The organism is Luethyella okanaganae (assembly GCF_042660285.1).
GTDB classification, from domain to species: Bacteria; Actinomycetota; Actinomycetes; order Actinomycetales; family Microbacteriaceae; genus Luethyella; species Luethyella okanaganae.
In genome coordinates this window covers 490,169-510,332 of record NZ_JBHSTP010000001.1, presented here as the reverse complement: position 1 = coordinate 510,332, position 20,164 = coordinate 490,169, and the positions used below count along the sequence as shown (strand labels likewise).

Annotated in this window: 19 protein-coding genes and 1 tRNA gene; 6 read left to right on the top strand and 14 right to left on the bottom strand. The window is 67.2% G+C overall.

Annotated features, from left to right (window positions below):
- Window positions 1-24: 24 nt before the first annotated feature.
- From mfd to ACFQB0_RS02260, 3 genes are all read right to left on the bottom strand, one after another.
- The gene (gene mfd / locus ACFQB0_RS02270) at window positions 25-3,705 is read right to left on the bottom strand and encodes a transcription-repair coupling factor (protein ID WP_386727070.1); all 3,681 of its coding nucleotides are present in this window, start codon (window positions 3,703-3,705) and stop codon (window positions 25-27) included.
- An 85-nt stretch (window positions 3,706-3,790) separates the two neighbouring features.
- Complete coding sequence (gene pth, locus ACFQB0_RS02265; protein ID WP_386729592.1) at window positions 3,791-4,375, bottom strand: aminoacyl-tRNA hydrolase; 585 nt, start codon at window positions 4,373-4,375, stop codon at window positions 3,791-3,793.
- A gap of 38 nt (window positions 4,376-4,413) precedes the next feature.
- Window positions 4,414-5,031, bottom strand: coding sequence for a 50S ribosomal protein L25/general stress protein Ctc (locus ACFQB0_RS02260; protein WP_386727067.1), 618 nt, complete (start codon window positions 5,029-5,031; stop codon window positions 4,414-4,416).
- 260 nt (window positions 5,032-5,291) lie between these two features.
- Between ACFQB0_RS02260 and ACFQB0_RS02255 the strand changes: the two genes are divergently transcribed.
- The gene (locus tag ACFQB0_RS02255) at window positions 5,292-6,008 is read left to right on the top strand and encodes a FadR/GntR family transcriptional regulator (protein ID WP_386727064.1); all 717 of its coding nucleotides are present in this window, start codon (window positions 5,292-5,294) and stop codon (window positions 6,006-6,008) included.
- Between the two features lie 48 nt (window positions 6,009-6,056).
- Here the strand turns inward: ACFQB0_RS02255 and ACFQB0_RS02250 are convergent, their stop codons facing one another.
- The gene (locus tag ACFQB0_RS02250) at window positions 6,057-7,460 is read right to left on the bottom strand and encodes a GntP family permease (protein WP_386727061.1); all 1,404 of its coding nucleotides are present in this window, start codon (window positions 7,458-7,460) and stop codon (window positions 6,057-6,059) included.
- A 34-nt stretch (window positions 7,461-7,494) separates the two neighbouring features.
- Window positions 7,495-8,022: a gluconokinase gene (locus ACFQB0_RS02245; protein WP_386727058.1), complete on the bottom strand. Its 528-nt coding sequence runs from the start codon at window positions 8,020-8,022 to the stop codon at window positions 7,495-7,497.
- Window positions 8,023-8,244: 222 nt separating this feature from the next.
- Here ACFQB0_RS02245 and gndA point away from each other — a divergent pair, with 222 nt between their 5' ends.
- Window positions 8,245-9,705, top strand: coding sequence for an NADP-dependent phosphogluconate dehydrogenase (gene gndA / locus ACFQB0_RS02240; protein ID WP_386727056.1), 1,461 nt, complete (start codon window positions 8,245-8,247; stop codon window positions 9,703-9,705).
- Here the strand turns inward: gndA and ACFQB0_RS02235 are convergent.
- Window positions 9,702-10,949 carry an APC family permease gene (locus ACFQB0_RS02235; protein ID WP_386727053.1) on the bottom strand — a complete coding sequence of 416 codons (1,248 nt, stop codon included), beginning with the start codon at window positions 10,947-10,949 and terminating at the stop codon, window positions 9,702-9,704. The genes gndA and ACFQB0_RS02235 overlap by 4 nt on opposite strands.
- 22 nt (window positions 10,950-10,971) lie before the next feature.
- On the opposite strand from ACFQB0_RS02235, the gene ACFQB0_RS02230 reads away from it, so the two are divergent.
- The 3 genes from ACFQB0_RS02230 to ACFQB0_RS02220 are packed head-to-tail and all read left to right on the top strand — an operon-like array spanning window position 10,972 to window position 12,091.
- Complete coding sequence (locus ACFQB0_RS02230) at window positions 10,972-11,388, top strand: YidH family protein (RefSeq protein ID WP_386727050.1); 417 nt, start codon at window positions 10,972-10,974, stop codon at window positions 11,386-11,388.
- Window positions 11,385-11,717, top strand: coding sequence for a DUF202 domain-containing protein (locus ACFQB0_RS02225; protein WP_386727047.1), 333 nt, complete (start codon window positions 11,385-11,387; stop codon window positions 11,715-11,717). The genes ACFQB0_RS02230 and ACFQB0_RS02225 overlap by 4 nt, the downstream gene beginning before the upstream one ends.
- A gap of 8 nt (window positions 11,718-11,725) precedes the next feature.
- Window positions 11,726-12,091 (top strand): hypothetical protein, encoded by a 366-nt coding sequence (locus ACFQB0_RS02220; RefSeq protein ID WP_386727044.1) that lies wholly within the window; start codon window positions 11,726-11,728, stop codon window positions 12,089-12,091.
- A 72-nt stretch (window positions 12,092-12,163) separates the two neighbouring features.
- Here the strand turns inward: ACFQB0_RS02220 and ACFQB0_RS02215 are convergent, their stop codons facing one another.
- The 4 genes from ACFQB0_RS02215 to ACFQB0_RS02200 all read right to left on the bottom strand — a co-directional run bounded on the left by ACFQB0_RS02215 (window position 12,164) and on the right by ACFQB0_RS02200 (window position 15,362).
- A complete protein-coding gene (locus tag ACFQB0_RS02215; protein WP_386727041.1) occupies window positions 12,164-12,640 on the bottom strand; it encodes a hypothetical protein in 477 nt (158 codons plus the stop codon).
- A gap of 61 nt (window positions 12,641-12,701) precedes the next feature.
- A complete protein-coding gene (locus ACFQB0_RS02210; protein ID WP_386727039.1) occupies window positions 12,702-13,679 on the bottom strand; it encodes a ribose-phosphate diphosphokinase in 978 nt (325 codons plus the stop codon).
- 41 nt (window positions 13,680-13,720) lie between these two features.
- A complete protein-coding gene (gene glmU, locus ACFQB0_RS02205) occupies window positions 13,721-15,151 on the bottom strand; it encodes a bifunctional UDP-N-acetylglucosamine diphosphorylase/glucosamine-1-phosphate N-acetyltransferase GlmU (protein WP_386727036.1) in 1,431 nt (476 codons plus the stop codon).
- 139 nt (window positions 15,152-15,290) lie between these two features.
- Window positions 15,291-15,362: transfer RNA gene (locus tag ACFQB0_RS02200), tRNA-Gln, on the bottom strand.
- A gap of 163 nt (window positions 15,363-15,525) precedes the next feature.
- Between ACFQB0_RS02200 and ACFQB0_RS02195 the strand changes: the two genes are divergently transcribed.
- Entirely contained in the window at window positions 15,526-16,029 is a 504-nt protein-coding gene (locus tag ACFQB0_RS02195; protein ID WP_386727033.1) for a MarR family winged helix-turn-helix transcriptional regulator, read from the top strand.
- Window positions 16,030-16,040: 11 nt separating this feature from the next.
- On the opposite strand, the gene ACFQB0_RS02190 is transcribed toward ACFQB0_RS02195, so the two are convergent.
- From ACFQB0_RS02190 to ACFQB0_RS02175, 4 genes are all read right to left on the bottom strand, one after another.
- Window positions 16,041-16,700, bottom strand: coding sequence for a methionine ABC transporter permease (locus tag ACFQB0_RS02190; RefSeq protein WP_386727030.1), 660 nt, complete (start codon window positions 16,698-16,700; stop codon window positions 16,041-16,043).
- Window positions 16,700-17,728, bottom strand: coding sequence for a methionine ABC transporter ATP-binding protein (locus tag ACFQB0_RS02185; RefSeq protein WP_386727027.1), 1,029 nt, complete (start codon window positions 17,726-17,728; stop codon window positions 16,700-16,702). The genes ACFQB0_RS02190 and ACFQB0_RS02185 overlap by 1 nt, the downstream gene beginning before the upstream one ends.
- Before the next feature lie 97 nt (window positions 17,729-17,825).
- Window positions 17,826-18,734 (bottom strand): MetQ/NlpA family ABC transporter substrate-binding protein, encoded by a 909-nt coding sequence (locus ACFQB0_RS02180; protein ID WP_386727024.1) that lies wholly within the window; start codon window positions 18,732-18,734, stop codon window positions 17,826-17,828.
- Between the two features lie 371 nt (window positions 18,735-19,105).
- On the bottom strand, window positions 19,106-20,161 hold the full coding sequence (locus tag ACFQB0_RS02175) for a WxL protein peptidoglycan domain-containing protein (RefSeq protein WP_386727022.1): 1,056 nt from the start codon (window positions 20,159-20,161) through the stop codon (window positions 19,106-19,108).
- Window positions 20,162-20,164 lie beyond the last annotated feature (3 nt).

Here is a 20,164-nt window from a genome sequence, read left to right as displayed (position 1 = left end):
CCTACGACCTCGACACTCCCCGGTTCAAGCGCGGGGTGCCGGCGTCTCCTCGACGACGATCGGTGGCGGGAGGAGTGCTGCAAGCAGCTGCGTCGTCCACTCGATGAGATCGGCGTCCGCGAGTGGCTCACCGTCCACGAGCGGGAGCGGCACAGAGATCGCACCTGTCTGCGTGAAGTAGCGTGATCCCGGATACATACGCTGCAGACGCACCTGGATCGAGTCGGGCAATGCAGCCGACGCGATGCGCAGATTCGAGCCCATCGCGACGACCTCGCTCAATCCGGCGCGTTGCGCACGACGACGCAGCCGGGACACGGCGATGAGGGTCCGCACCGCCGCTGGAGGTTCGCCGTAGCGGTCAGAGAGCTCCTCGAGCACAAGACCGATCTGCTCGTCCTTCGCGGCGGGAGAACTCGCGGTCGAGAGCTTCTGGTACGCCTCCAGGCGCAGCCGCTCACTATCGACGTAGTCCTCCGGGATATGGGCGTCGACGGGCAACTCGAGCCGCAACTCCCTCTGTCCTTCGGCGACGTCACCGCGGAAGGCACTCACGGCCTCGCCGATCATACGCAGATAGAGGTCGAAGCCAACCCCCGCTATGTGTCCGGCCTGCTCCCCGCCGAGCAGGTTTCCGGCACCGCGGATCTCGAGGTCTTTGAGCGCGACCTGCATGCCGCTGCCGAGCTCGTTGTTCGCCGCGATCGTCGAAAGCCGGTCGTGGGCCGTCTCGCCGAGCGGCTTGTTCTCGTCGTAGAGGAAGTACGCGTAGGCCCGCTCCCGGCCTCGGCCGACTCTGCCCCGAAGCTGGTGCAGCTGGCTGAGGCCGTACTTATCGGCGCGATCGATGATGATGGTGTTGGCGTTGGCGATGTCGAGGCCGGTCTCGATGATGGTCGTCGATACGAGAACGTCGAACTTGCGCTCCCAGAAATCGACGACGACCTGTTCGAGCACGTGCTCTGAGAGCTTGCCGTGTGCAACGGCGATACGTGCTTCCGGAACGAGCTCTGTCAGCTGAGCGGCGACACGGTTGATGCTCGAAACCCGGTTGTGCACGAAGAACACCTGACCCTCACGCAACAGCTCGCGCCGGATGGCCGCGGCGGCCTGCTTCTCGGAGTACGGCCCGACGAAGGTGAGGATCGGATGCCGGTCCTCCGGCGGCGTCGCGAGGGTCGACATCTCACGGATGCCCGTCACGGCCATCTCGAGCGTGCGCGGGATCGGGGTCGCGCTCATGGCGAGCAGGTCGACATTGGTCTTGAGCTTCTTAAGGGAGTCCTTGTGCTCGACGCCGAAGCGCTGCTCTTCGTCGATGATCACGAGGCCGAGGTCTTTGAACGTCACCGATTCGCTGAGGATGCGATGCGTGCCGATCACGACATCGACCGTTCCGTCGGCAAGTCCAGAGACCGTCTCCCGTGCCTCCCGATCGCTCTGGAAGCGGCTGAGCGCCCTCAGGTGCACAGGAAAGCCCGCGAACCGCTCCTGGAACGTCTCGAGGTGCTGCTTGACCAGTAGCGTCGTCGGCACGAGCATGGCGACCTGCTTGCCGTCCTGAACCGCTTTGAACGCAGCGCGCACGGCCACCTCGGTCTTGCCGAAGCCCACGTCGCCCGAGAGCAGGCGGTCCATCGGGATGGGCCGCTCCATGTCGGCCTTGACCTCGTCGATCGTCTGCAGCTGATCGGGGGTCTCCGCGTAGGGGAAGGCTTCTTCGAGCTCTCGCTGCCACGGGGTGTCCGGTCCGAAGGCGTAACCCCTGCTCGCCATGCGCGCCGAATAGAGCTTGACGAGTTCGACGGCGATGTCGCGCACCGCCTTGCGCGCCCGGCCCTTCGCCGCGGCCCAGTCCCCGCCACCCATCTTGCTGAGTGCGGGAGCCTCACCGCCGACGTAGCGGGTGAGCAGGTCCAGCTGGTCGGTCGGCACGTAGAGCCGGTCCCCGGCCTGCCCGCGCTTGGACGGCGCGAACTCGAGCACGAGGTACTCGCGCACGATCGTCGGAGCCTCGGCGATGCCCGCCGTGCGCGACGGTCCCTTCGGCCGGCTGCCGGCTGCGACAGAGCGTTGTGTCATCTCGACGAACCGGCCGATGCCGTGTGTCTGGTGCACGACGTAGTCACCGGTCTTGAGCTGCAGAGGGTCGACGACGTTCTTGCGACGGCTCGCGAGCTTCTTCACCTGGCGAGAGTCATAGCCGGCGGCACGCCCGTAGAACTCGGACTCGCTGATGAGGGCGAGCTTCGCGCCGGGCAGCTCGAAGCCATGGTTCGCTTCCGCCTGAACCAGGTAGGCGATGCCCGGCTCGGGGTCGCTCGGGAAGTCCGAGACGACGCGCCCGGCGAGCTCCCGCTCCGCGAGCACATCCGCGGCGCGTTCCACGAGGCCGTGCCCCGCCGAGACCACGGCGAGGGTCCAGCCGTCGGCGAGGCGGGAGGCAACGTGCTCGACCGCGCCGGTGATGTTGCCCTGGAAGCTGGGGACGGCATCCGAGGCGATGCGCACGTATTCGTCGACGGCTCCGCCGGCCGATCCCGCGTCGGTCGCTCCTGTCGAGACCATACCGGCGTCGAAGGCGCTGAGTGTCCACCATGGATGCTCCTGAACCGGCTCGCCCGGTGCACTGAAACGGACGGCGTCGCGCACGTCGCCGAGAGTGAGGAAGTCTCCGGAGGCGAGGTCGATCGGCACCTCGGCCCCCATCGTCGCGGCGCTCCACGCGGCCGAGAGGAACTCGCGATTCGTCTCGGCGAGGCTCAGGGCGCGTCCGGCGACGCGCTCCGGGGAGAGCACGGCCACCGCCATGCCTGCCGGAAGATAGTGGGTCATCGGCACGAGGCGGTCGACGAGCGCAGGAGTCAGGCTCTCCATGCCCTCCACCGGGATGCCATCGCCGATCTTCGCGAGCATCTGGGCGAGGCTCGGGAACTCATGCTGCATCTCGCGCGCCCGCTGCCGCACCGGCTCGCTCAGCAGAAGCTCCCGACTGGGCGGGAGTGAGACGGATTCGAACGGCTCGGGCAGCGAACGCTGATCGGCGACCGAGAACGCCCGCAGCTGGTCGACCTCGTCGCCGAAGAAGTCGATGCGATAAGGGTGCTCGGCGATGGGCGGAAAGACATCGAGGATGCCTCCACGCACCGCGAACTCCCCACGCCGGGTCACCATGTCGACCCGGGTGTAGGCGAGGTCGACGAGTTGCAGTGCGAGCGCCGAGAGCTCGTGACCCCTGCCACCCAGCGTGAGCACGATCGGCTCGAAATCGGTGAGGTTGTCGGCGACCGGTTGCAGCGCGGCACGCACCGAGGCGACGACGACAAGCGGATGCCGCTCCGAGCCGTCGTGCTCCTGCCACTCCTGCATTCGACGTAAGGCATGCAGCCGCTTGCCCACGATCTCGGCGCTCGGGCTCAGCCGTTCATGCGGGAGGGTCTCCCAGGCGGGGAAATCCACGATCTCGGCATCGGGGGCGAAGCCGGCCAGGTTCGCTCGCAGGATCTCCGATTCCCGACCGGTCGCTGTGATCGCGAAAAGGGCGGGAGCCCGGCCGCCGGCGCGGCGCCTCTCGATCAGACCAGCGAGCAGCGGCGCATCGAGCCCCTCTGCGAGGGAGAAATCGGCGTCGCGATTCGCGTACCCCAGGGCGGTTTCGAAAGTGGGGGCGCGCGAAAGCGCCGCGATTAAGCCCTGAAGGATCACCGCACAAGTCTACGCATCACCGCCGACAGCGACCTTTCGACTCCCGCTTCGTCGAGAGCTCTAGGATGACGACGCCCCTTCGGATTCAGGCCGGGGAATGAAACTTCTGCTGGGCGGCGGTGAGGCCCTCGCGCGTGACGAGCTCGACCGCGTCCGCGGCGTCTCCGAGCAGAACCGGCAGCGCCGACCGTTCTGCCGCGGCAAAGTCGTGCAGCACGAAATCGGCGGCCGGTTGACGACCCTGCGGCCGGCCGATGCCCACTCGCACACGGATGAAGTCGGGAGTCCCAATGGCCGAGACGATATCGCGGATGCCATTGTGCCCGCCGTGCCCGCCGCCGAGCTTGAGGCGCACGGTGTCGAAAGGGATGTCGAGCTCGTCGTGCACGACGATGAGCCGGGAGGCATCCGCGGAATAGAACTTGACGAGGGCCGCGACAGGTCCACCGGAGAGGTTCATAAAGGTGTTCGGCTTGGCCAGCACGAGACGCGGGCCGCCCGGGAAGAGCCGCCCCTCGGCGACCAGCGAATTGGTCTTGTGTGTCTTGAAGGTCGCCGACATCCGATCGGCGAGTTCGGCCAGCGCCATCTGGCCGACGTTGTGCCGATGGCCGACGTAGCCGGGCCCGGGGTTTCCGAGCCCGGCTACGAGCCAGATGTTCTCGTCCAGGGGAGGCCTCTCCGCGCGACGAACGAATCCGAGAACGACTACTCGGCCGCCTCGGCGGGAGTCTCTTCCGCGGCTTCCGCAGCGCCGCCCTCGGCTTCCGCCTCATCGGCCTTGCCTGCTGCGGGCACGTGCACGTTGATCACGAGCACATCGCCGTCGGTCAGCAGGGTCGAGCCTCCTGGCAGCTGCACGTCCTTGGCGAGGATCTGCGAGCCTTCCTCGAGGCCCTCGACGTCGACGACGACGTTCTCGGGGATGTGCGTTGCCTCGACCTCGAGCAGCAGGGTCTTGGCGTCGAGGTCGGCGATCGTGCCAGAAAAGGACTCACCGGTGACGTGCACGGGAACCTCGACGTGCACCTTCTCGCCCTTGCGCACGACGATGAGGTCGATGTGCTCGATGATCTGACGCACGGGGTCCTTCTGCACGTCTTTCACGAGCACGAGCTGGCTCTTGCCCGAGATGTCGAGCTCGAGCAGGGCGTTGGCCTTGCGCAGGATGAGACCGACCTGGTGGGCTGGGAGAGTGACGTGCTGCGGGTCGGTTCCGTGGCCGTAGATGACGGCCGGGATCTTGCCGACGGCGCGGATCTTGCGGGCAGCGCCCTTGCCGAACGACTCACGCGGTTCTGCGACGACCTTGTTGTCTTCGTCCATGATGATTCTCCTTGCGGGCTCCTGGCCCAGATCGTTGTCTGCCAGATCGGATATCTGGATTGTCGACTCGAACGCATGTCAGCGTGAGGAAAAGCCGTGAAGCCGCATCCACCGCGTCGATAACGGATGCCCGCGCGCTCTTCCGAGCACCGAAGGCATCCCTCGCCGAAGTTCAGTCGCTCAGTATACCCGATCGATCGCGGCCCAGTCGCCCGCGAGGCGCGCAGTCGGCCGGCGCCCGCACTGGCTATTCTCGGAGAATGATCTCCCGCCTGCACAGCCTCGTCGTCGAGACGCTCGGCAAGAGCATCGTCGGCGGCGAGCTCGAGCCAGGGGCGACGATGCACTCGGAGCACGTCGAGAGGGAGCTCGGCGTCTCCCGCTCCGTCGTTCGTGAAGCAGTGCGCGTGCTGCAATCGCTCGGGCTCGTGGAGACGGTCAAGCGCATCGGCATCCGCGTTCTGCCCCGCAGCGAGTGGAATCTGTTCGACCCGTCGATCATCCGCTGGCGGCTCGCCGACGCCGAGAAGGGGGCGCAGCTGCGCTCACTCACGGAACTCCGTTCCGCCGTCGAGCCCGCAGCGGCGGAGCTCGCCGCGCAGCACTCCCCCGATGAGCTCGCCGCAGAGCTCATGGCTGTCGCTGCCCAGATGCGCGCGAGCGGCCGGGCCGGCGACCTCCAGCGATTCCTCGATCTCGACATCCGCTTCCACTCGCTCGTTCTCACGGCCTCCGGCAACGAGATGTTCTCGAAGCTGCACGACGTCATCGGCGAAGTGCTCCGCGGTCGAACCTACTACGGGCTCATGCCTCTCCACCCCCACGAGGAGGCGCTGCAACTGCACGTCGACGTCGCGAACGCCATCCAGGCGCGCCGACCGGAGGATGCCCGCGCGGCGATGGACAAGATCATGCGCCGCACCGCCGTCGAGGTCGAGCAGGTCTGGGTCGACGAGCCGCGCCTGTACGTCGGCTAGCGGGACCGGCCGTCGAGGTCGAAAGACGAGCAACCGAGGCCCTGCCCCTTAGAACACGCCGGCGAGAAAGTAGATGCCGAGGGCGAGCACAAAGCCCATCGTTCCGACGAGCGCCTGCCCGACGGTCCAGGTCTTCAAGGTCGTCTTCGTGTCCATTCCGAAGAACCGGCTGACGAGCCAGAACCCGGAGTCGTTGACATGCCCGGCGAACACCGAGCCTGCTGCGAGGCTCAGGACGATCGCGGCGAGTTCGACCGGGTTGAAGGCTGGGTTGTCTATGACGACCGGCTGCACGAGCGCTGCGGCGGTGGTGAGCGCGACCGTCGCGGACCCCTGGGCGAGGCGGACGACTGCGGCGATGACGAAGCCTGCGACGATGACGGGCAGCCCGATCGCGTCGAGGGAGTCGGCGATGGCCGTGCCGATCCCGCTCGCGCGCAGCACGCCGCCGAACATGCCTCCGGCGCCGGTGATGAGGATGATCGTGCAGACGGGACCGAGCGCGCTGTCGACGACGGTCTCGACGAGCGTCGCCTTCTTCTTCTGGCGCCAGCCGAGCAGCCACATGGCGAAGAGGACGGTAATGAGGAGTGCTATCGGGGTCTCGCCGAGAAGGCGCAGCGCCTGCACCCATGTGTCGTCGAGCGAGACGAACCCGACGGTCGCCGCCATGTTGAGACCGGTGTTGAGGAAGACGAGCGCGAGCGGCAGCAGGAGCAGGAAGACGATCGTGCCGAGCTTCGGCGTCGAGCGGAACTCGTCCTCCTTCGAACCGACGACGGCGTCGAGGATCGTCGGGACCGGGATGTCGATACGGCGGCCGAGGACATGGCCGAACAGATAGCCGACGACGTACCAGGTGGGGATCGCGACCACGAGGCCGAGCAAGAGCACGAGTCCGATATCGGCTCCGAGCAATCCCGTCGCCGCTACGGGTCCGGGATGCGGCGGCACGAAGATGTGCATCACGGAGAACGCCGTCGCAGCCGGGAACGCGTAGAACAGCAGTGAGCCGCCGAGCCGTCTCGCGATGGTGAAGATGATCGGCAGCATGACGACGAGACCCGCGTCGAAGAAGATCGGGAAACCGAACATGAGCGAAGCGACGGACAGCGCGAGTGGGGCGCGCTTCTCGCCGAACATCCGGATGAGCGCGTTCGTCAGCACCTCGGCTCCGCCGCTGACCTCGAGCATGCGGCCGAGCATCGCGCCGAGGCCGACGAGGAGCGCAACGCTCGCGAGCGTCCCGCCGAAGCCGGCAAGCAGCGTCGGCACGAGCCCACCGGCGGGGATGCCCGTCGCGATCGCCGTGAGCACGCTCACGATGATGAGAGCGAGGAACGCATGGATGCGGAACTTCATGATGAGCAGCAGCAATGCCGCGATGGCGGCCACGGCGATGCCGAGGAGGCCGGGGATGCTGAGCGTCCAGTTCAGCTCGAGATCGGTCATCGTTGTCCTGTCGTGCGGGGGCGGTGGCCCGGTTCTAGAGGGTATCGCCGAAGAGCGCGGCGACGTCGGCGACGATCTCCTCCGGGGTCTTGGCAAGGTCGATGCGCACGCCGGGCTCGTCGGCGTCGAGCGGTTCGAGCGTCATGAACTGCGAGTCGAGCAGCGTCGGCGGCATGTACTCGTGCCGCCGCATACTCAGCCGCTCGGCGATGAGGCCGCGCGCGCCGTCGAGGTGCACGAATCGTGTCTCCGGTGCGGCGGCGCGGATGAGTGCGCGGTAGCTGCGCTTCAGCGCAGAGCACGCTACCACGACGGAGCCGCCGTGCACGACGGCATTGCCGATCACGGCCCCGATCGCACGCAGCCACGGTTCACGATCGGCGTCGCTCAGCGCATAGCCCGCGGCCATCTTCGTCTTGCTCTCCGGCGAGTGCAGCTCGTCGCCATCGATGAATGCGACGCCGAGGCGCACGGCGAGCGCACGGCCGACCGTGGTCTTGCCCGATCCCTGCACCCCCATGACAACGAGCGGCGGAATGACGGCGGGCGGCATTGACACCATACGAAAACTCCTCAGACGCATCATTACATCTGATTCCAAATGTATTTTGCGTCTATAAATCAGATTTATTTCAGTTACAATAATGACGGATATCGAATGTGTCAAGGCAGCGCCCGCGGCATGTCGCCCCGGAACGTCACGGAGGGGCCTGGGAGGCTACCCTTGGTCTCACACCCAAACGAAGTGACCCGGTCGCGCCTGCGCCCGCGGCAAGGAGGCAAAATGGCGGACAGCCGCGAAGCACGTGCAAACATCGGTGTCGTCGGACTGGCGGTGATGGGCTCGAACCTCGCCCGCAACCTCGCCAGTCGTGCCGGAAACACGGTCGCCGTGTTCAACCGCTCCCCCGAACGCACACGCACGCTCGTGGCAGAGCACCCAGAAGCCGGGTTCGTGGCCGCCGAGACGATCGACGAGTTCGTTGCTTCGCTCGCCAAGCCGCGCACGGCCATCATCATGGTCCAGGCCGGTGCCGGAACGGACGCCGTCATCGACCAGCTCACGGAGCGTTTCGAGTCCGGCGACATCATCGTCGATGGCGGCAACGCCCTGTTCACCGACACGATCCGTCGCGAGAAGGCGGTACGGGAGACGGGCATCAACTTCGTCGGAGCCGGTATCTCCGGCGGCGAAGAGGGAGCATTGCTCGGACCATCGATCATGCCGGGCGGTTCCGCCGAAGCCTACGAGACGCTCGGGCCGATCCTCGCCTCGATAGCAGCCGTCGCAGAGGGCGAACCGTGCGTGACCCATGTGGGTACCGACGGCGCCGGCCACTTCGTCAAGATGATCCACAACGGCATCGAATACGCCGACATGCAGCTCATCGCAGAGGCCTACGACCTCCTCCACCGAGTCGGCGGGCTCACCCCGACCGAGATCGCCGAGGTCTTCACCGAGTGGAACCGGGGCGAGCTCGAGTCCTATCTGATCGAGATCACCGCCGAAGTGCTCAGGCAGGTCGACGCGAAGACGGGCAGGCCCTTCGTCGACATCGTCCTCGACCAGGCCGGATCCAAGGGCACCGGGGTGTGGACCGTGCAGAATGCGCTCGCACTCGGCGTTCCCGTGTCCGGCATCGCCGAAGCCGTGTTCGCCCGCTCGCTGTCCTCGCACCCCGAGCAGCGTGCCGCGGCCCGTGAACTGCCCGGTCCGAACACGACGGTCACCATCGACGACGTTCCTGCCTTCGTCGAGGCCGTCCGGCAGGCGCTCTACGCCTCGAAGATCGTCGCGTACTCGCAGGGTTTCGACGCCATCGTCGCCGGCGCGAAGGAGTACGGCTGGAACATCGACAAGGGGGAGATCGCGAAGATCTGGCGCGGCGGCTGCATCATCCGCGCCCAGTTCCTCAATCGCATCACCGACGCCTACCGCGCCGACGACTCCCTCATGACGCTGCTCGCCGCGCCCTATTTCCGCGACGCCGTGATCCGCACCCAGGCCGCCTGGCGCCGTGTCGTCGTGGTGGCGGCCGAAGCCGGCGTGCCCGCACCCGCGTTCTCGTCGTCGCTCTCCTATTACGACGGCCTCCGCGCCGAACGGCTCCCCGCCGCCCTCGTACAGGGCCAGCGCGACTTCTTCGGCGCCCACACCTACAAGCGCGTGGATGCCGAGGGCACCTTCCACACGCTGTGGTCCGGCGACCGCAGTGAGATCGGGTCAGCCGGTTCGAGCCACTAGCTCCGCGACAGGGCGAGGCGGATGCCGCGCGCGGCGAGCCCGAGCGCGAGCACACCGCCCGCCCCCAGCACGGCCTGCCACGGCAGGGTGACTGCCAGTGCCGAGCATCCGGCCATCCCCAGGATCTGCACGGCAGGGTGCAACCACCGTCCGGCGCGAGGCTGGCGCAGGGCTGCGACGTGCGCGATCGCATAGTAGACGAGCACGGCGCACGCCGAGAACCCGACGAGTTGGCGCGGGTCGAGCACGAGGACTCCGAGGATCGCGAGCACACCGAAGGTCGTCTCCGCGACGATGGGCGCATGGGTGCGGACCGAGATGAGGCTCAACGGCCCCGGCAACTCGCCGTCGCGCGCCATCGCGAGGCCCGTGCGGCTGAGACCGGCGAGGATTCCGACGAGCGACCCCAGGCTCGCGACGGCGGCGAGGACACTCGCGAACACCGGCCACCCCGTGCCGCCCAGCGCGCTCCTCGCCACGTCAGCGACGGGTGAGGTCGAGGCCGCGAGCGCGTCGATACCGAGCACCGCCGCGCAGAGCAACCCGATCACGGCGTAGAGCACAACGGTGACGGCGAGCGCTGTGACGATCGCCCGCGGCAGAGTGTGCCGAGGGTCTACGACCTCCTCTCCGAGCGTCGCCATCCGCGCATACCCGGCGAAGCAGAAGAACAACAGACCGGCCGATTGCAGGATGCCGTACCAGCCTGCGTCCAACGCGGTCGACAGCTCGATCCCCGAATATGCGCTCCCCCCGCCGAGCACGACGGCTCCGAGCAGCGCGGCGAGGCCGGAGAGCACGACGAAGACGACGACGACGCTGACTCGCGCCGTGCTGCGGATGCCGGCCAGATTGCCCGCTCCGAGCACGACGATCGCGGCCACGGCCACCGTCCTCGCCTGATCCGGCCACAGGTAGCTGCCCGCGATGAGAGCGATCGCACCAGCCGACGCCGTCTTGCCGGCGAGGAAGAGCCACCCGGCCGAGAATCCCCACCACTCCCCGATCGTCGCCCGGCCGAAGGCGTAGGCTCCGCCCGACATGGGATAGGCCATCGCGAGCTGAGCCGAGCTGAGGGCGTTGAGCGAGGCGATGAGACCGGCGATCACGAGGCCGACGAGGTAGCCGGAACCCGCGACGCCCGCGGCCGGCGCCCATACGTAGAACACGCCGGCCCCGATCATCGAGGCGAGGCCGACGACGATCGCATGGCCGATGCCGAGACGGCGTCGCAGTGTTGGCACCCGTCGATGTTAGCGAGCGCGGATGAACGGCAATCGTCGTTCGTCGGGAATACTGGAACGACATCCCGAGGAGAACGGCGGCACCATGCACACTCCGAAGTGGCGAGAGCAGGGCGAGGAGCCCGACTACCGCTTCACGCTGGCGAACGAGCGCACCTTCCTGGCCTGGATCCGCACCGCCCTCGCGCTGCTCGCCGGAGGCGTGCTGCTGCACCAGTTCTCTCATGCCCTCGGTCCGCGTTGGGTCGTGGTCGCCCTCGCCGTCGCGCTCGGCGTGATCGGGGCCGTGCTGAGCGTCATCGCATACACCCGATGGCGCGCGAACGAGATCGCCATGCGTCGCAACGGTCCACTGCCGTTCAGCGTCATGATCCCGGGACTCGCGGCCGTCACACTGCTGGTCGCGGCCGTGATCGCCGTGCTCATGGTGATCGGATGACCTCGGCCACGGCGTCCCCTGCTCGCGACCCGGGTCTCCAGCCCGAGCGCACGGCGCTGGCCTGGAGCCGCACGGCACTCGCCATCTCGGTCAACGCGCTGCTCTCGGTGCGCGCCGGCCTCGTCGGCGGAGCGACCGCCTTCATCGTCGTCGGGGTTCTGCTGCTCGCGGCGGCCGCGGCCTCCGTCGTCTACGGCAATGTTCGCCGACACCAGTTGCTGCGCACCGACGTGCCGGTGCGGCCACACGCGGGCGCGATGCTCGCCGCCGCCATCGTCACCACCTTCGCGTGCGCAGCGGGCGTGGCGTCCGTACTGTACGAGCACTGAGCACGGCCGTGACCGGACACCCCGAACTCGAACTGGCCGACGACGGCGACCACCGCCCTCTCCGCAGCGAGCGGATGCGCAGGATCACCCGGTTCGTCGTGCTGCTCGGCCTCACAGCGCTCATCCTGCCGACGATCCTCACGACCCTCAGCGTCACGCAGGCGAGCGCGAACCGCGCCTGCGCGGTCGCAACCTCGGTGTACCGACAGGATGCCGCGGGTTCGACCGCCGGGTTCGAGCTGTTCGGCCCCGGCGGTCCCGGCTGGCAGTGCTACTGGATCAGTGGCAACGGCGTCTCGAGCTACCTTCTCCCCCTGGGCCTCGTTCCGAGCGTGCCGAGGGAGCCTCCTGCGAGACCCACAGCCGAGGCCTAGCATTCGATCGCGGGCTGGGAGGAGCCGAGGCCTTCCGATCGATCTCAGGCGCCGCAGTTCCGGTCAGGACGCTCACTCTGCGGCATCCTCCGACAGGAACACGCGCTTGTACGTGCGCCCATCCGGCACCTCGACGGTCTCCGCCCGCAGGGTTCCCCTCGTCACGCGCAGATAGACGGCCTGCACGCTGACGCCGAGCCTCTCCGCTGCCTCGGCAACCGAGAGCCCAGGAAGTCCTGTGGGCTTCGCGCTCGGCCGAGCCGAACGCTTGCGGCTCGCCTCCCGCCTCGCCGCGATCTCGGCGTCGCCGCCATACCAGCGGTTCTTGGCTGCGGCGGCCTTGAGACCGGCGGCCTCGGCGATCTCGTTCCAGTCTGCGCCGTCTGCGAGAGCCTCCCTGACGGCGGAGAGGGTCGCCGGCTCGGCATCCAGTGCGAGTTGCAGAGAGCGGATGGCACGCAGGCGCTCGAGCCCGTCGGCCGAGGCATCCGCGGTCTCCAGGGACAGCAGGCGCTCGAGCGCTGCGCGGGTCGACGACGAGAGAGGCATGGGGTTAGAGACTAGTCGAGACGCGATGCTCCGGGGCAGAAGCGACGCTCGCACGCGTCTCTTATGCCGCGCCGTCGAACATCGAGGTGACCGAGCCGTCGTCGAAGACCTCGTGGATCGCTCGCGCGAGCAGTGGTGCGATGGGCAGGACGGTGAGCTTCTCGAAGTGCTTCTCGGGCGGCAGCGGCAGCGTGTCGGTGACGACCACCGAGTTGATCGCGTCGCCCTGAAGCAGTTCGACGGCCGGGTCGCTGAACACCGCGTGCGTCGCAGCGACGACGACGCCGATCGCGCCAGCCTTCTTGAGCGCCTCAGCGGCCTTGACGATGGTGCGTCCCGTGTCGATGAGGTCGTCGACCAGCAGGCAGACCCGCCCGCTCACCTCGCCGACGATCTCGTGCACGGAGACCTGGTTCGGAACGAGCGGATCGCGGCGCTTGTGGATGATAGCGAGCGGAACACCGAGCTTGTCGCTCCAGATGTCGGCGACGCGCACCCGCCCCATGTCTGGCGAGACGACGGTGAGCGTCTCGGGGTCGAGCTTCGACCGGAAGTGCTCGAGCAGCACGGGCATGGCGAAGAGGTGGTCGACCGGACCGTCGAAGAACCCCTGGATCTGGGCGGCGTGCAGATCGATCGACATGATGCGGTCGGCACCGGCCGCCTTGAACAGATCGGCGACAAGGCGGGCCGAGATGGGCTCACGGCCGCGGCCCTTCTTGTCTTGACGGGCGTACGGGTAGAACGGGGCGACGACGGTGATGCGCTTGGCCGAGGCGCGCTTGAGCGCGTCGACCATGATGAGCTGCTCCATGAGCCACTCGTTGATGGGCGCCGAGTGCGACTGGATGACGAACGCGTCACAACCACGCACGCTCTCGTCGTAACGCGCATAGAGCTCGCCATTGGCGAAGGTGCGGGCGTCCGTCGGCACCAGCTCGGAGCCAAGTTCCTCGGCGATGTCGAGCGCGAGCTGCGGATGAGCGCGGCCAGCGACGAGAACGAGTCGTTTTTCGCCGGTGATCTTGATTCCGGACACGTGGTCTCCGCTCTCCTCGACGGCCGAAGCCGCTCGGGTCTCTATTCCGCCTGTCCGGCGGCCTCGGCAGCGTGGTCTGCTGCTGTTCCTGGACGGTTGGCATGCACCCAGCCGTCCATGTTTCGTTGCGGGGCGACGGTGATGGCGAGGGCTCCGGGCGGGACATCCTTGCGGATGACCGCGCCGGCACCCGTGTACGCTCCGTCCCCAATCCTAATCGGCGCTACGAAGACCCCGTGAGACCCGGTACGCACGTGCGAGCCGATCTCGGACGAATGCTTCTTCGCCCCGTCGTAGTTGGCGAAGATCGAGCCTGCGCCGATGTTCGACTGCTCGCCGATCGTCGCATCGCCGACATAGCTCAAGTGCGGAACCTTGCTGCCGTCGCCGATCCTGGCGTTCTTGGTCTCGACGAAAGTGCCGATCTTGCCGTTCGCGCCGAGCAGGGTGCCCGGGCGCAGATAGGAGAAGGGGCCGACGGATGCGCCTGCGCCGATCACCGCGAGGGTGCCGTCGGTGCGCTTGACGGTGGCGTTCTCGCCCACCTCGCAATCGAGCAGCGTCGTGTCAGGGCCGATCACCGCGCCGGTCTCGACCACGGTCGCACCGAGGATCTGCGTTCCCGGGAGCAGTGTGACGTCGGGGGCGAGCCGTGCCTTGAGGTCGATCCACGTCGACGTCGGGTCCTGAACCGTCACCCCCGCGAGCTGCCAACCGCGCACGATGAGCGCGTTGAGCTTGAGAGCGGTCTCGGAGAGCTGCGCGCGGTCGTTGATGCCGGCGACCAACCACGGCTCGGCGACGGGAACCGCGACGACCTCGGAACCGGCTCGGCGCAGCAGCCCGATCACGTCGGTGAGGTACTTCTCGCCCTGTGCATTGTCTGTCGTGAGCCGGGCGAGCTGGTCGCGCAGCGTGGACAGGCCGAAGATGTAGACACCGGCGTTGATCTCGTCAATGGCGAGTTCGGCATCCGTCGCGTCCTTCTGCTCGACGATGCGGTCAAAGGCTCCGGTCTCGTCGCGCACGATGCGGCCGTAGCCGTTCGCGTCGTCGGGAACAGCCGAGAGCACGGTGGCGGATGCGTCGCTGGAGCGGTGCACGGAGACGAAGGAGGTGAGCGTGTCGGCATCGAGCAAGGGCACATCGCCGTTGATGACGAGGACGTCGCCCTCGAAGTCGTCGGGAAGAGCCGTGAGCGCTTGCTCGACCGCCCGGCCCGTTCCAGGAACCTCATCCTGGTCGACGATCGCACTCTCGGGCAACTCGACGGCTATGACGTCGACGAGACGGTCGCGTTCATGACGAACGACGGTCACGATGTGCGCCGGCTCGAGCGCCCTCGCAGTGGCGAGCACGTGGCTCACGATGGGCATGCCCGCGAGCGGATGCAGGAGCTTCGGCATCGACGACCTCATACGCGTCCCCTGGCCGGCCGCCAGCACGACGATGGCGAGACGGGGGTCGATCATGTGTTTCCCTTTCGCTCGGTGGGCACACGGTTCCTGCATCGCGTGGTCGTGGACGAAAGCCGCGTTCCCAGGGATTCCTGGGAATTGGCCGCCGCCCTTCGGAGCTTCTTGAACCGATCCGGTGGATTGTCTCAAGAAGCTCCGCCGCCAGGACTCGAACCTAGACCTCACAGCTCCAAAGGCTGTCGTGCTGCCATTACACCACGGCGGATTGCGCGCGAACTGGCCGAGCGCGCCATCCAGTCTGCCAGATCAACGGCAGGCCTTCTGTCATTAGCCTCCGCACTTCAGGCGCGCGGTCCGGCGCGCGCTCAGCCGAAAGGGTGCAAGAGCGGATGTGACCCGATGTGCATCCGTCCCGCGATAATAGGTGGATGCCTGCGAGTGACGAAGTCGACCGGATCGTCGACGCCTGGTCGCGCGAACGCCCGGACCTCGACTTCACGCCGCTGCACGTGTTCTCGCGCGTCCGTCGGCTCGCGAAGCACCTCGACCGTGCACGCCGGAGCGCCTTCTCCCGCTCAGACCTCGAGTCCTGGGAGTTCGACGTGCTCTCTGCACTGCGACGAGCCGGCGGACCGTATCAGCTCTCCCCCAAGCAGCTGCTGCAGCAAACGCTCGTCTCGAGCGGAACCATGACGAACCGCATCGACCGGCTCGCCGAGCGCGACCTCGTCACACGACGCACCGACCCGAACGATGGCCGCGGCATCCTGGTGGCCATGACGCCGGCCGGGCTCAGCCGGGTGGATGCCGCGATCACGCGACTCGTCGACGCCGAGGCCGTGCTGCTGTCGACGCTCACCCCCGCCGATCAGGAGCGCATGACCGGGCTACTGCGCAGGCTCTCGCTCGACTTCGAATTGCCCGACGCCTGAGGCTCCGCCGTTCAGCGGCGGAGCGCCTTGCGCGCCAGCCGGTTGCCGAGGAACTGCACAGCCTGCACGAGCACGACGACGAGCAGCACCGCCGCCCAGGTGACGACCGGCTCGAACTGCCGGTAACCATAGAGCTGCGCGAAGTAGCCGAGCCCGCCACCGCCGATGAGGCCGGCCATCGCCGACATGTCTACGATCGCCACGAACACGAAGGTGTAGCCGAGGATCAACGGGCCGAGAGCCTCGGGGATGACGATCGTTCCGAGGATGCGCAGTGGACCGGCCCCCATAGCCCGGGCCGCCTCGACCACGCCGGGTGAGACGGTTAACAGGTTCTGTTCGACGATGCGACCGATTGCGAACGACGCGGCGAGCGAGAGCGCGAAGATCACTGCATTGTTGCCGATGCCCGTTCCGATGACGAAGCGGGTGAGCGGCTGCACCGCGGCGATGAAGATGATGAACGGGATCGGGCGGAAGAAGTTGATCACGACGTTGAGTACCGTGAAGACCCAGCTGTTGGGCAGCAGGCTGCCGGCCCGGGTCGAATAGAGGCCGAGACCCAGGGCGAGTCCGCCGAAACCGCCGAAGAAGAGCGTGAGCGCGACCATGTAGAGCGTCTCGACAGCGGCCTTCCACAGCTCCGGTTGCAGACCGATGAGCGCATCCATCACGCCACCTCCGTCACGTCGACATGCGAACGGATGCGGCCGAGAGCGGCGTCGATCACGGCATCGGCACCTCGCAGAGCGAGCGTCAGGTGGCCGAAGGCCCGGCCCTGGATGTCGTTGATGCCACCGAAGACGAGCTCGAAGGCGATTCCTGCCTCAGCCAGGTCGAGGAAGACGGACGCCTGGGAGGCGTCGCCGTCGCGGAATGAGACCGTCACGATCCTGCCCTCATGGCGCTCACGCAGCACCGCGAGCTCGGCGGGCGACGGCACGCCCTTGACGACGGTCGAGACGAACCTCCTCGACGAGGGATTCTGCGGATCTGAGAACACGTCGAAGACGTCGCCGTTCTCGACGACCCTGCCGCCGTCCATGACGGCGACCTTGGTGGCGATGGTCTGGATGACATCCATCTCGTGGGTGATCACGATCATCGTCACCCCGAACTCCTCATTCACCCGCTTGAGCAGGGCGAGCACCTCTTGCGTCGTCTCCGGGTCGAGCGCGCTCGTCGCCTCGTCGGCGAGCAGGATGCGCGGTTCGGTCGCGAGCGCCCTGGCGATGCCGACGCGCTGCTTCTGCCCACCCGAGAGCTGGTCGGGGTAGCTGCGCGCCTTGTCGGCGAGACCGACGAAGTCCAGCAGTTCGTCGACACGGGCCCTGGTCTTCTCCTTCGACACACCGGCGACCGTCAACGGATAGGCGACGTTCCTCCACACGGTCTTCGAGTTGAACAGGTTGAACTGCTGGAAGATCATGCCGATGCCGAGCCGCACACCGCGCAGCTCCCGCTCCGGCATCCCTGCTAGCTCCCGACCGTCGACGACGACGCTGCCCGAGGTCACGGGTTCGAGGGCGTTCACGAGCCGCACGAGGGTGCTCTTGCCCGCGCCGGAGTAGCCGATGATCCCGTAGACGTCACCGGCATCGATGTCGATGCTGACGTCGTCGATCGCGAGAATCGGCTTGCCGTTCTTTTCGGATGACGGATACGCCTTGGTGACGTTCCGCAGGCTGACGAGTGGCACGGGGTTCCTTAACGACAATGGTGCGGCCGAGCGGGGGGACGAGCGCCATCGTGTGGCCCGTCCTCCCGCTCGACCGCGGATCGATCGATGCTGCGGCTCAGCCCTGCGCCTTGGTGTCGGCCTCGACCTTGGTCAGAGACGACTGGAGGTCGGCGACCGGGGTCTTCAGCAGCACGGCGGTGCCGCCAGAGACCTCGAGAAGCGCCTCCTGCACGGCCTTGTTGGTCTGGAAGATCTCGACGAGCTTCTTGTAGGTGGCGTTGTCCTTGTCCCCGGCGCGGGTGGCGAAGATGTTCACGTACGGCAGCGCGTTGGGGTCGGCGGGGTCGTCCTTGGCGATCGCGTCCTCGAAGGTGAGGCCGGCATGTTCGACGAAGTCGTTGTTGATCACGGCTGCAGCGACATCCGGAAGCGAGGTGGGGGTGAGCGATGCCTCGAGCGCGGTGACCTTGACCTTGGACTTGGCCGCGTCGATGTCGTTGAGACCCGAGAAGATGCTGCCGCCGTCCTTGAGCGTCACGAGGCCGGCTGACTGCAGCACGAGGAGCGCGCGGGCCAGGTTGCTGGCGTCGTCGGGAACGGCGACCGTGTCACCCTTCTGGATCTCCTCGACCGAGCCGTGCTTCGTGGAGTAGAGGCCGAGCGGGTAGATCGCGGTCGAGCCGATCGGAACCAGGTCCGCACCGCTCGAGACGTCGTAGTCGGCGAGGTAGACGATGTGCTGGAACTGGTTGAGGTCGACCTCGCCTTCGGTGACGGCGGGGTTCGGTTGGGTGTAGTCGGCGAAATCGACGATCTCGAGCGTTATGCCCTGTTCGGCTGCGGCCTTGGTGAACGCAGCCCACTGCGGGTCGCTCTTGCCGACGACGCCGATCTTCACGATCTCGTCGTTGCCGCCCTCGACTGCCGCGCCGCCGCCCGCGCAGGCCGCGAGGCTCACGATGAGCGGGATCGTGGCGAGCGCAGCGACGAGCTTCGCGGTCTTCTTCGAGAGTGTGATGGACATCCTTGGGTTCCCTTTCGCTGGTGGAGGCCCGCAGAGCCGTTGCCGGCGAGCTTCGGGGGCACAGCACGGCCACCGCTTTGTTCAGGGGGGGGATGATGTGCCGCAACTCTGCGAGACGCAGTACTACGGTACCCGGCGATCCTTCGATCTGTGAGCAGAGCGGTCATGGTTCGTCACAGCTTCTGCGGGATCAGGCGTCGAGCAGCTCGGATACTTCAATCCGATGTGTCTCCAGATCGATGACGGACGCCTCGAGCGCCTGGAGTTCGACCGCGGGCGACGCCAAGCGCCGATCGCTGAACCGCGTTCGGCCAACGCCCTCGTGGATGCCCTGGTGCAGCACGCCCTCAGCACCCCGACTGACGCAGGAGTCAGCTGGCAGTCGGGGTCGCACCGAGGGCCTTCTCGATGGCTTCCCGCACGCGAGCATCCTCACGGGCCTGCTGCTGCATACGGCGACGTTTCCGCAGACGCGGTGTCAGGATCACCAGTGCGACCAGAGCGGCCACGATCGCCAACAGCGTCCACGGCACTGCCCATCCGTTCGCCGTGGACACGATAGGGGCCAGATTGGTCATCGAGCCCGAGGCGTCGATGACCACAGGGGTGACCGTGGTGGTGGCGGCAAGCCACACTGCGGCAGCGACACCATGGACGGGAACGGTCACCTTCCAGCTCTCCCCCGGCAGCAGCTGCGGCGGAGCCTCGATCGCTCCCGCCTCGCTGCGCAACCAGCCGAACGGGCCGGTGACCGCCGCGGTCTGTTGCGCGCTGAGCACGGCGTTGCCTGTGTTGTGGATCGTGTAGCTCATCGTCGCGTCGCCGCCGGCGAAGGGGTTGAGCCCTCCGCTCCAGTCGACGCGCTGGCCTTCGATGGCGAGGCTTGGCCTGAGGTCGCCGCCCACGCGCAGGGCGATCCGGATTCCCAGGCGCCGATCGACATTGATGCCGTTCGTATCGCCCGGCTGGACGAGCGAGGTGACGATGCCCCCCGCATAGTCGCCGGGGGTGGCATTCTGCGGAACGGTCAGCGTGAACGGGATCTCAACGGTCTGGCCGGGGCCGACGGTGACGCTTTCGGTGCTGTCCTTGACCCAGACACCGATGCCCACCGAGGTGGCTCCACCCACGACAAGATCGAATTGGCCGCTTTCGGTCGTGTACCCGTCAGCGGCGTAGACGCCGAGGTCGAGAGCAGCACCGCCGCGATTGGCGATCACGATCGCGTCCTCGATCTTCGCACCGGGGTTGACCGTGTAGTTGTAACTCGTGCGCTCGGCACCGAAGGCATTGGAAGCGGTGCGAACCGTCCAGGTGACGTCATCACCGCTTGCCGCCTGCGCAAGGCCCGCTGAGCCAAGGCCGAAGCCCAAGGCGAGAAGCAGTGCGAGGAAGATGCGGACGGAGTTGCTGGCGAGCGCCTTCATGGG

Excerpts from the sequence above, each read along its gene's own strand:
- ACFQB0_RS02260 (WP_386727067.1), bottom strand. The coding sequence starts at position 5,031 with ATGGACGAAGACAACAAGGTCGTCGCAGAACCGCGTGAGTCGTTCGGC.
- ACFQB0_RS02255 (WP_386727064.1), top strand. The coding sequence starts at position 5,292 with ATGATCTCCCGCCTGCACAGCCTCGTCGTCGAGACGCTCGGCAAGAGC.
- ACFQB0_RS02250 (WP_386727061.1), bottom strand. The coding sequence starts at position 7,460 with ATGACCGATCTCGAGCTGAACTGGACGCTCAGCATCCCCGGCCTCCTC.
- ACFQB0_RS02245 (WP_386727058.1), bottom strand. The coding sequence starts at position 8,022 with ATGGTGTCAATGCCGCCCGCCGTCATTCCGCCGCTCGTTGTCATGGGG.
- gndA (WP_386727056.1), top strand. The coding sequence starts at position 8,245 with ATGGCGGACAGCCGCGAAGCACGTGCAAACATCGGTGTCGTCGGACTG.
- ACFQB0_RS02230 (WP_386727050.1), top strand. The coding sequence starts at position 10,972 with ATGAACGGCAATCGTCGTTCGTCGGGAATACTGGAACGACATCCCGAG.
- ACFQB0_RS02225 (WP_386727047.1), top strand. The coding sequence starts at position 11,385 with ATGACCTCGGCCACGGCGTCCCCTGCTCGCGACCCGGGTCTCCAGCCC.
- ACFQB0_RS02215 (WP_386727041.1), bottom strand. The coding sequence starts at position 12,640 with ATGCCTCTCTCGTCGTCGACCCGCGCAGCGCTCGAGCGCCTGCTGTCC.
- glmU (WP_386727036.1), bottom strand. The coding sequence starts at position 15,151 with ATGATCGACCCCCGTCTCGCCATCGTCGTGCTGGCGGCCGGCCAGGGG.
- ACFQB0_RS02195 (WP_386727033.1), top strand. The coding sequence starts at position 15,526 with ATGCCTGCGAGTGACGAAGTCGACCGGATCGTCGACGCCTGGTCGCGC.
- ACFQB0_RS02190 (WP_386727030.1), bottom strand. The coding sequence starts at position 16,700 with ATGGATGCGCTCATCGGTCTGCAACCGGAGCTGTGGAAGGCCGCTGTC.
- ACFQB0_RS02180 (WP_386727024.1), bottom strand. The coding sequence starts at position 18,734 with ATGTCCATCACACTCTCGAAGAAGACCGCGAAGCTCGTCGCTGCGCTC.
- ACFQB0_RS02175 (WP_386727022.1), bottom strand. The coding sequence starts at position 20,161 with ATGAAGGCGCTCGCCAGCAACTCCGTCCGCATCTTCCTCGCACTGCTT.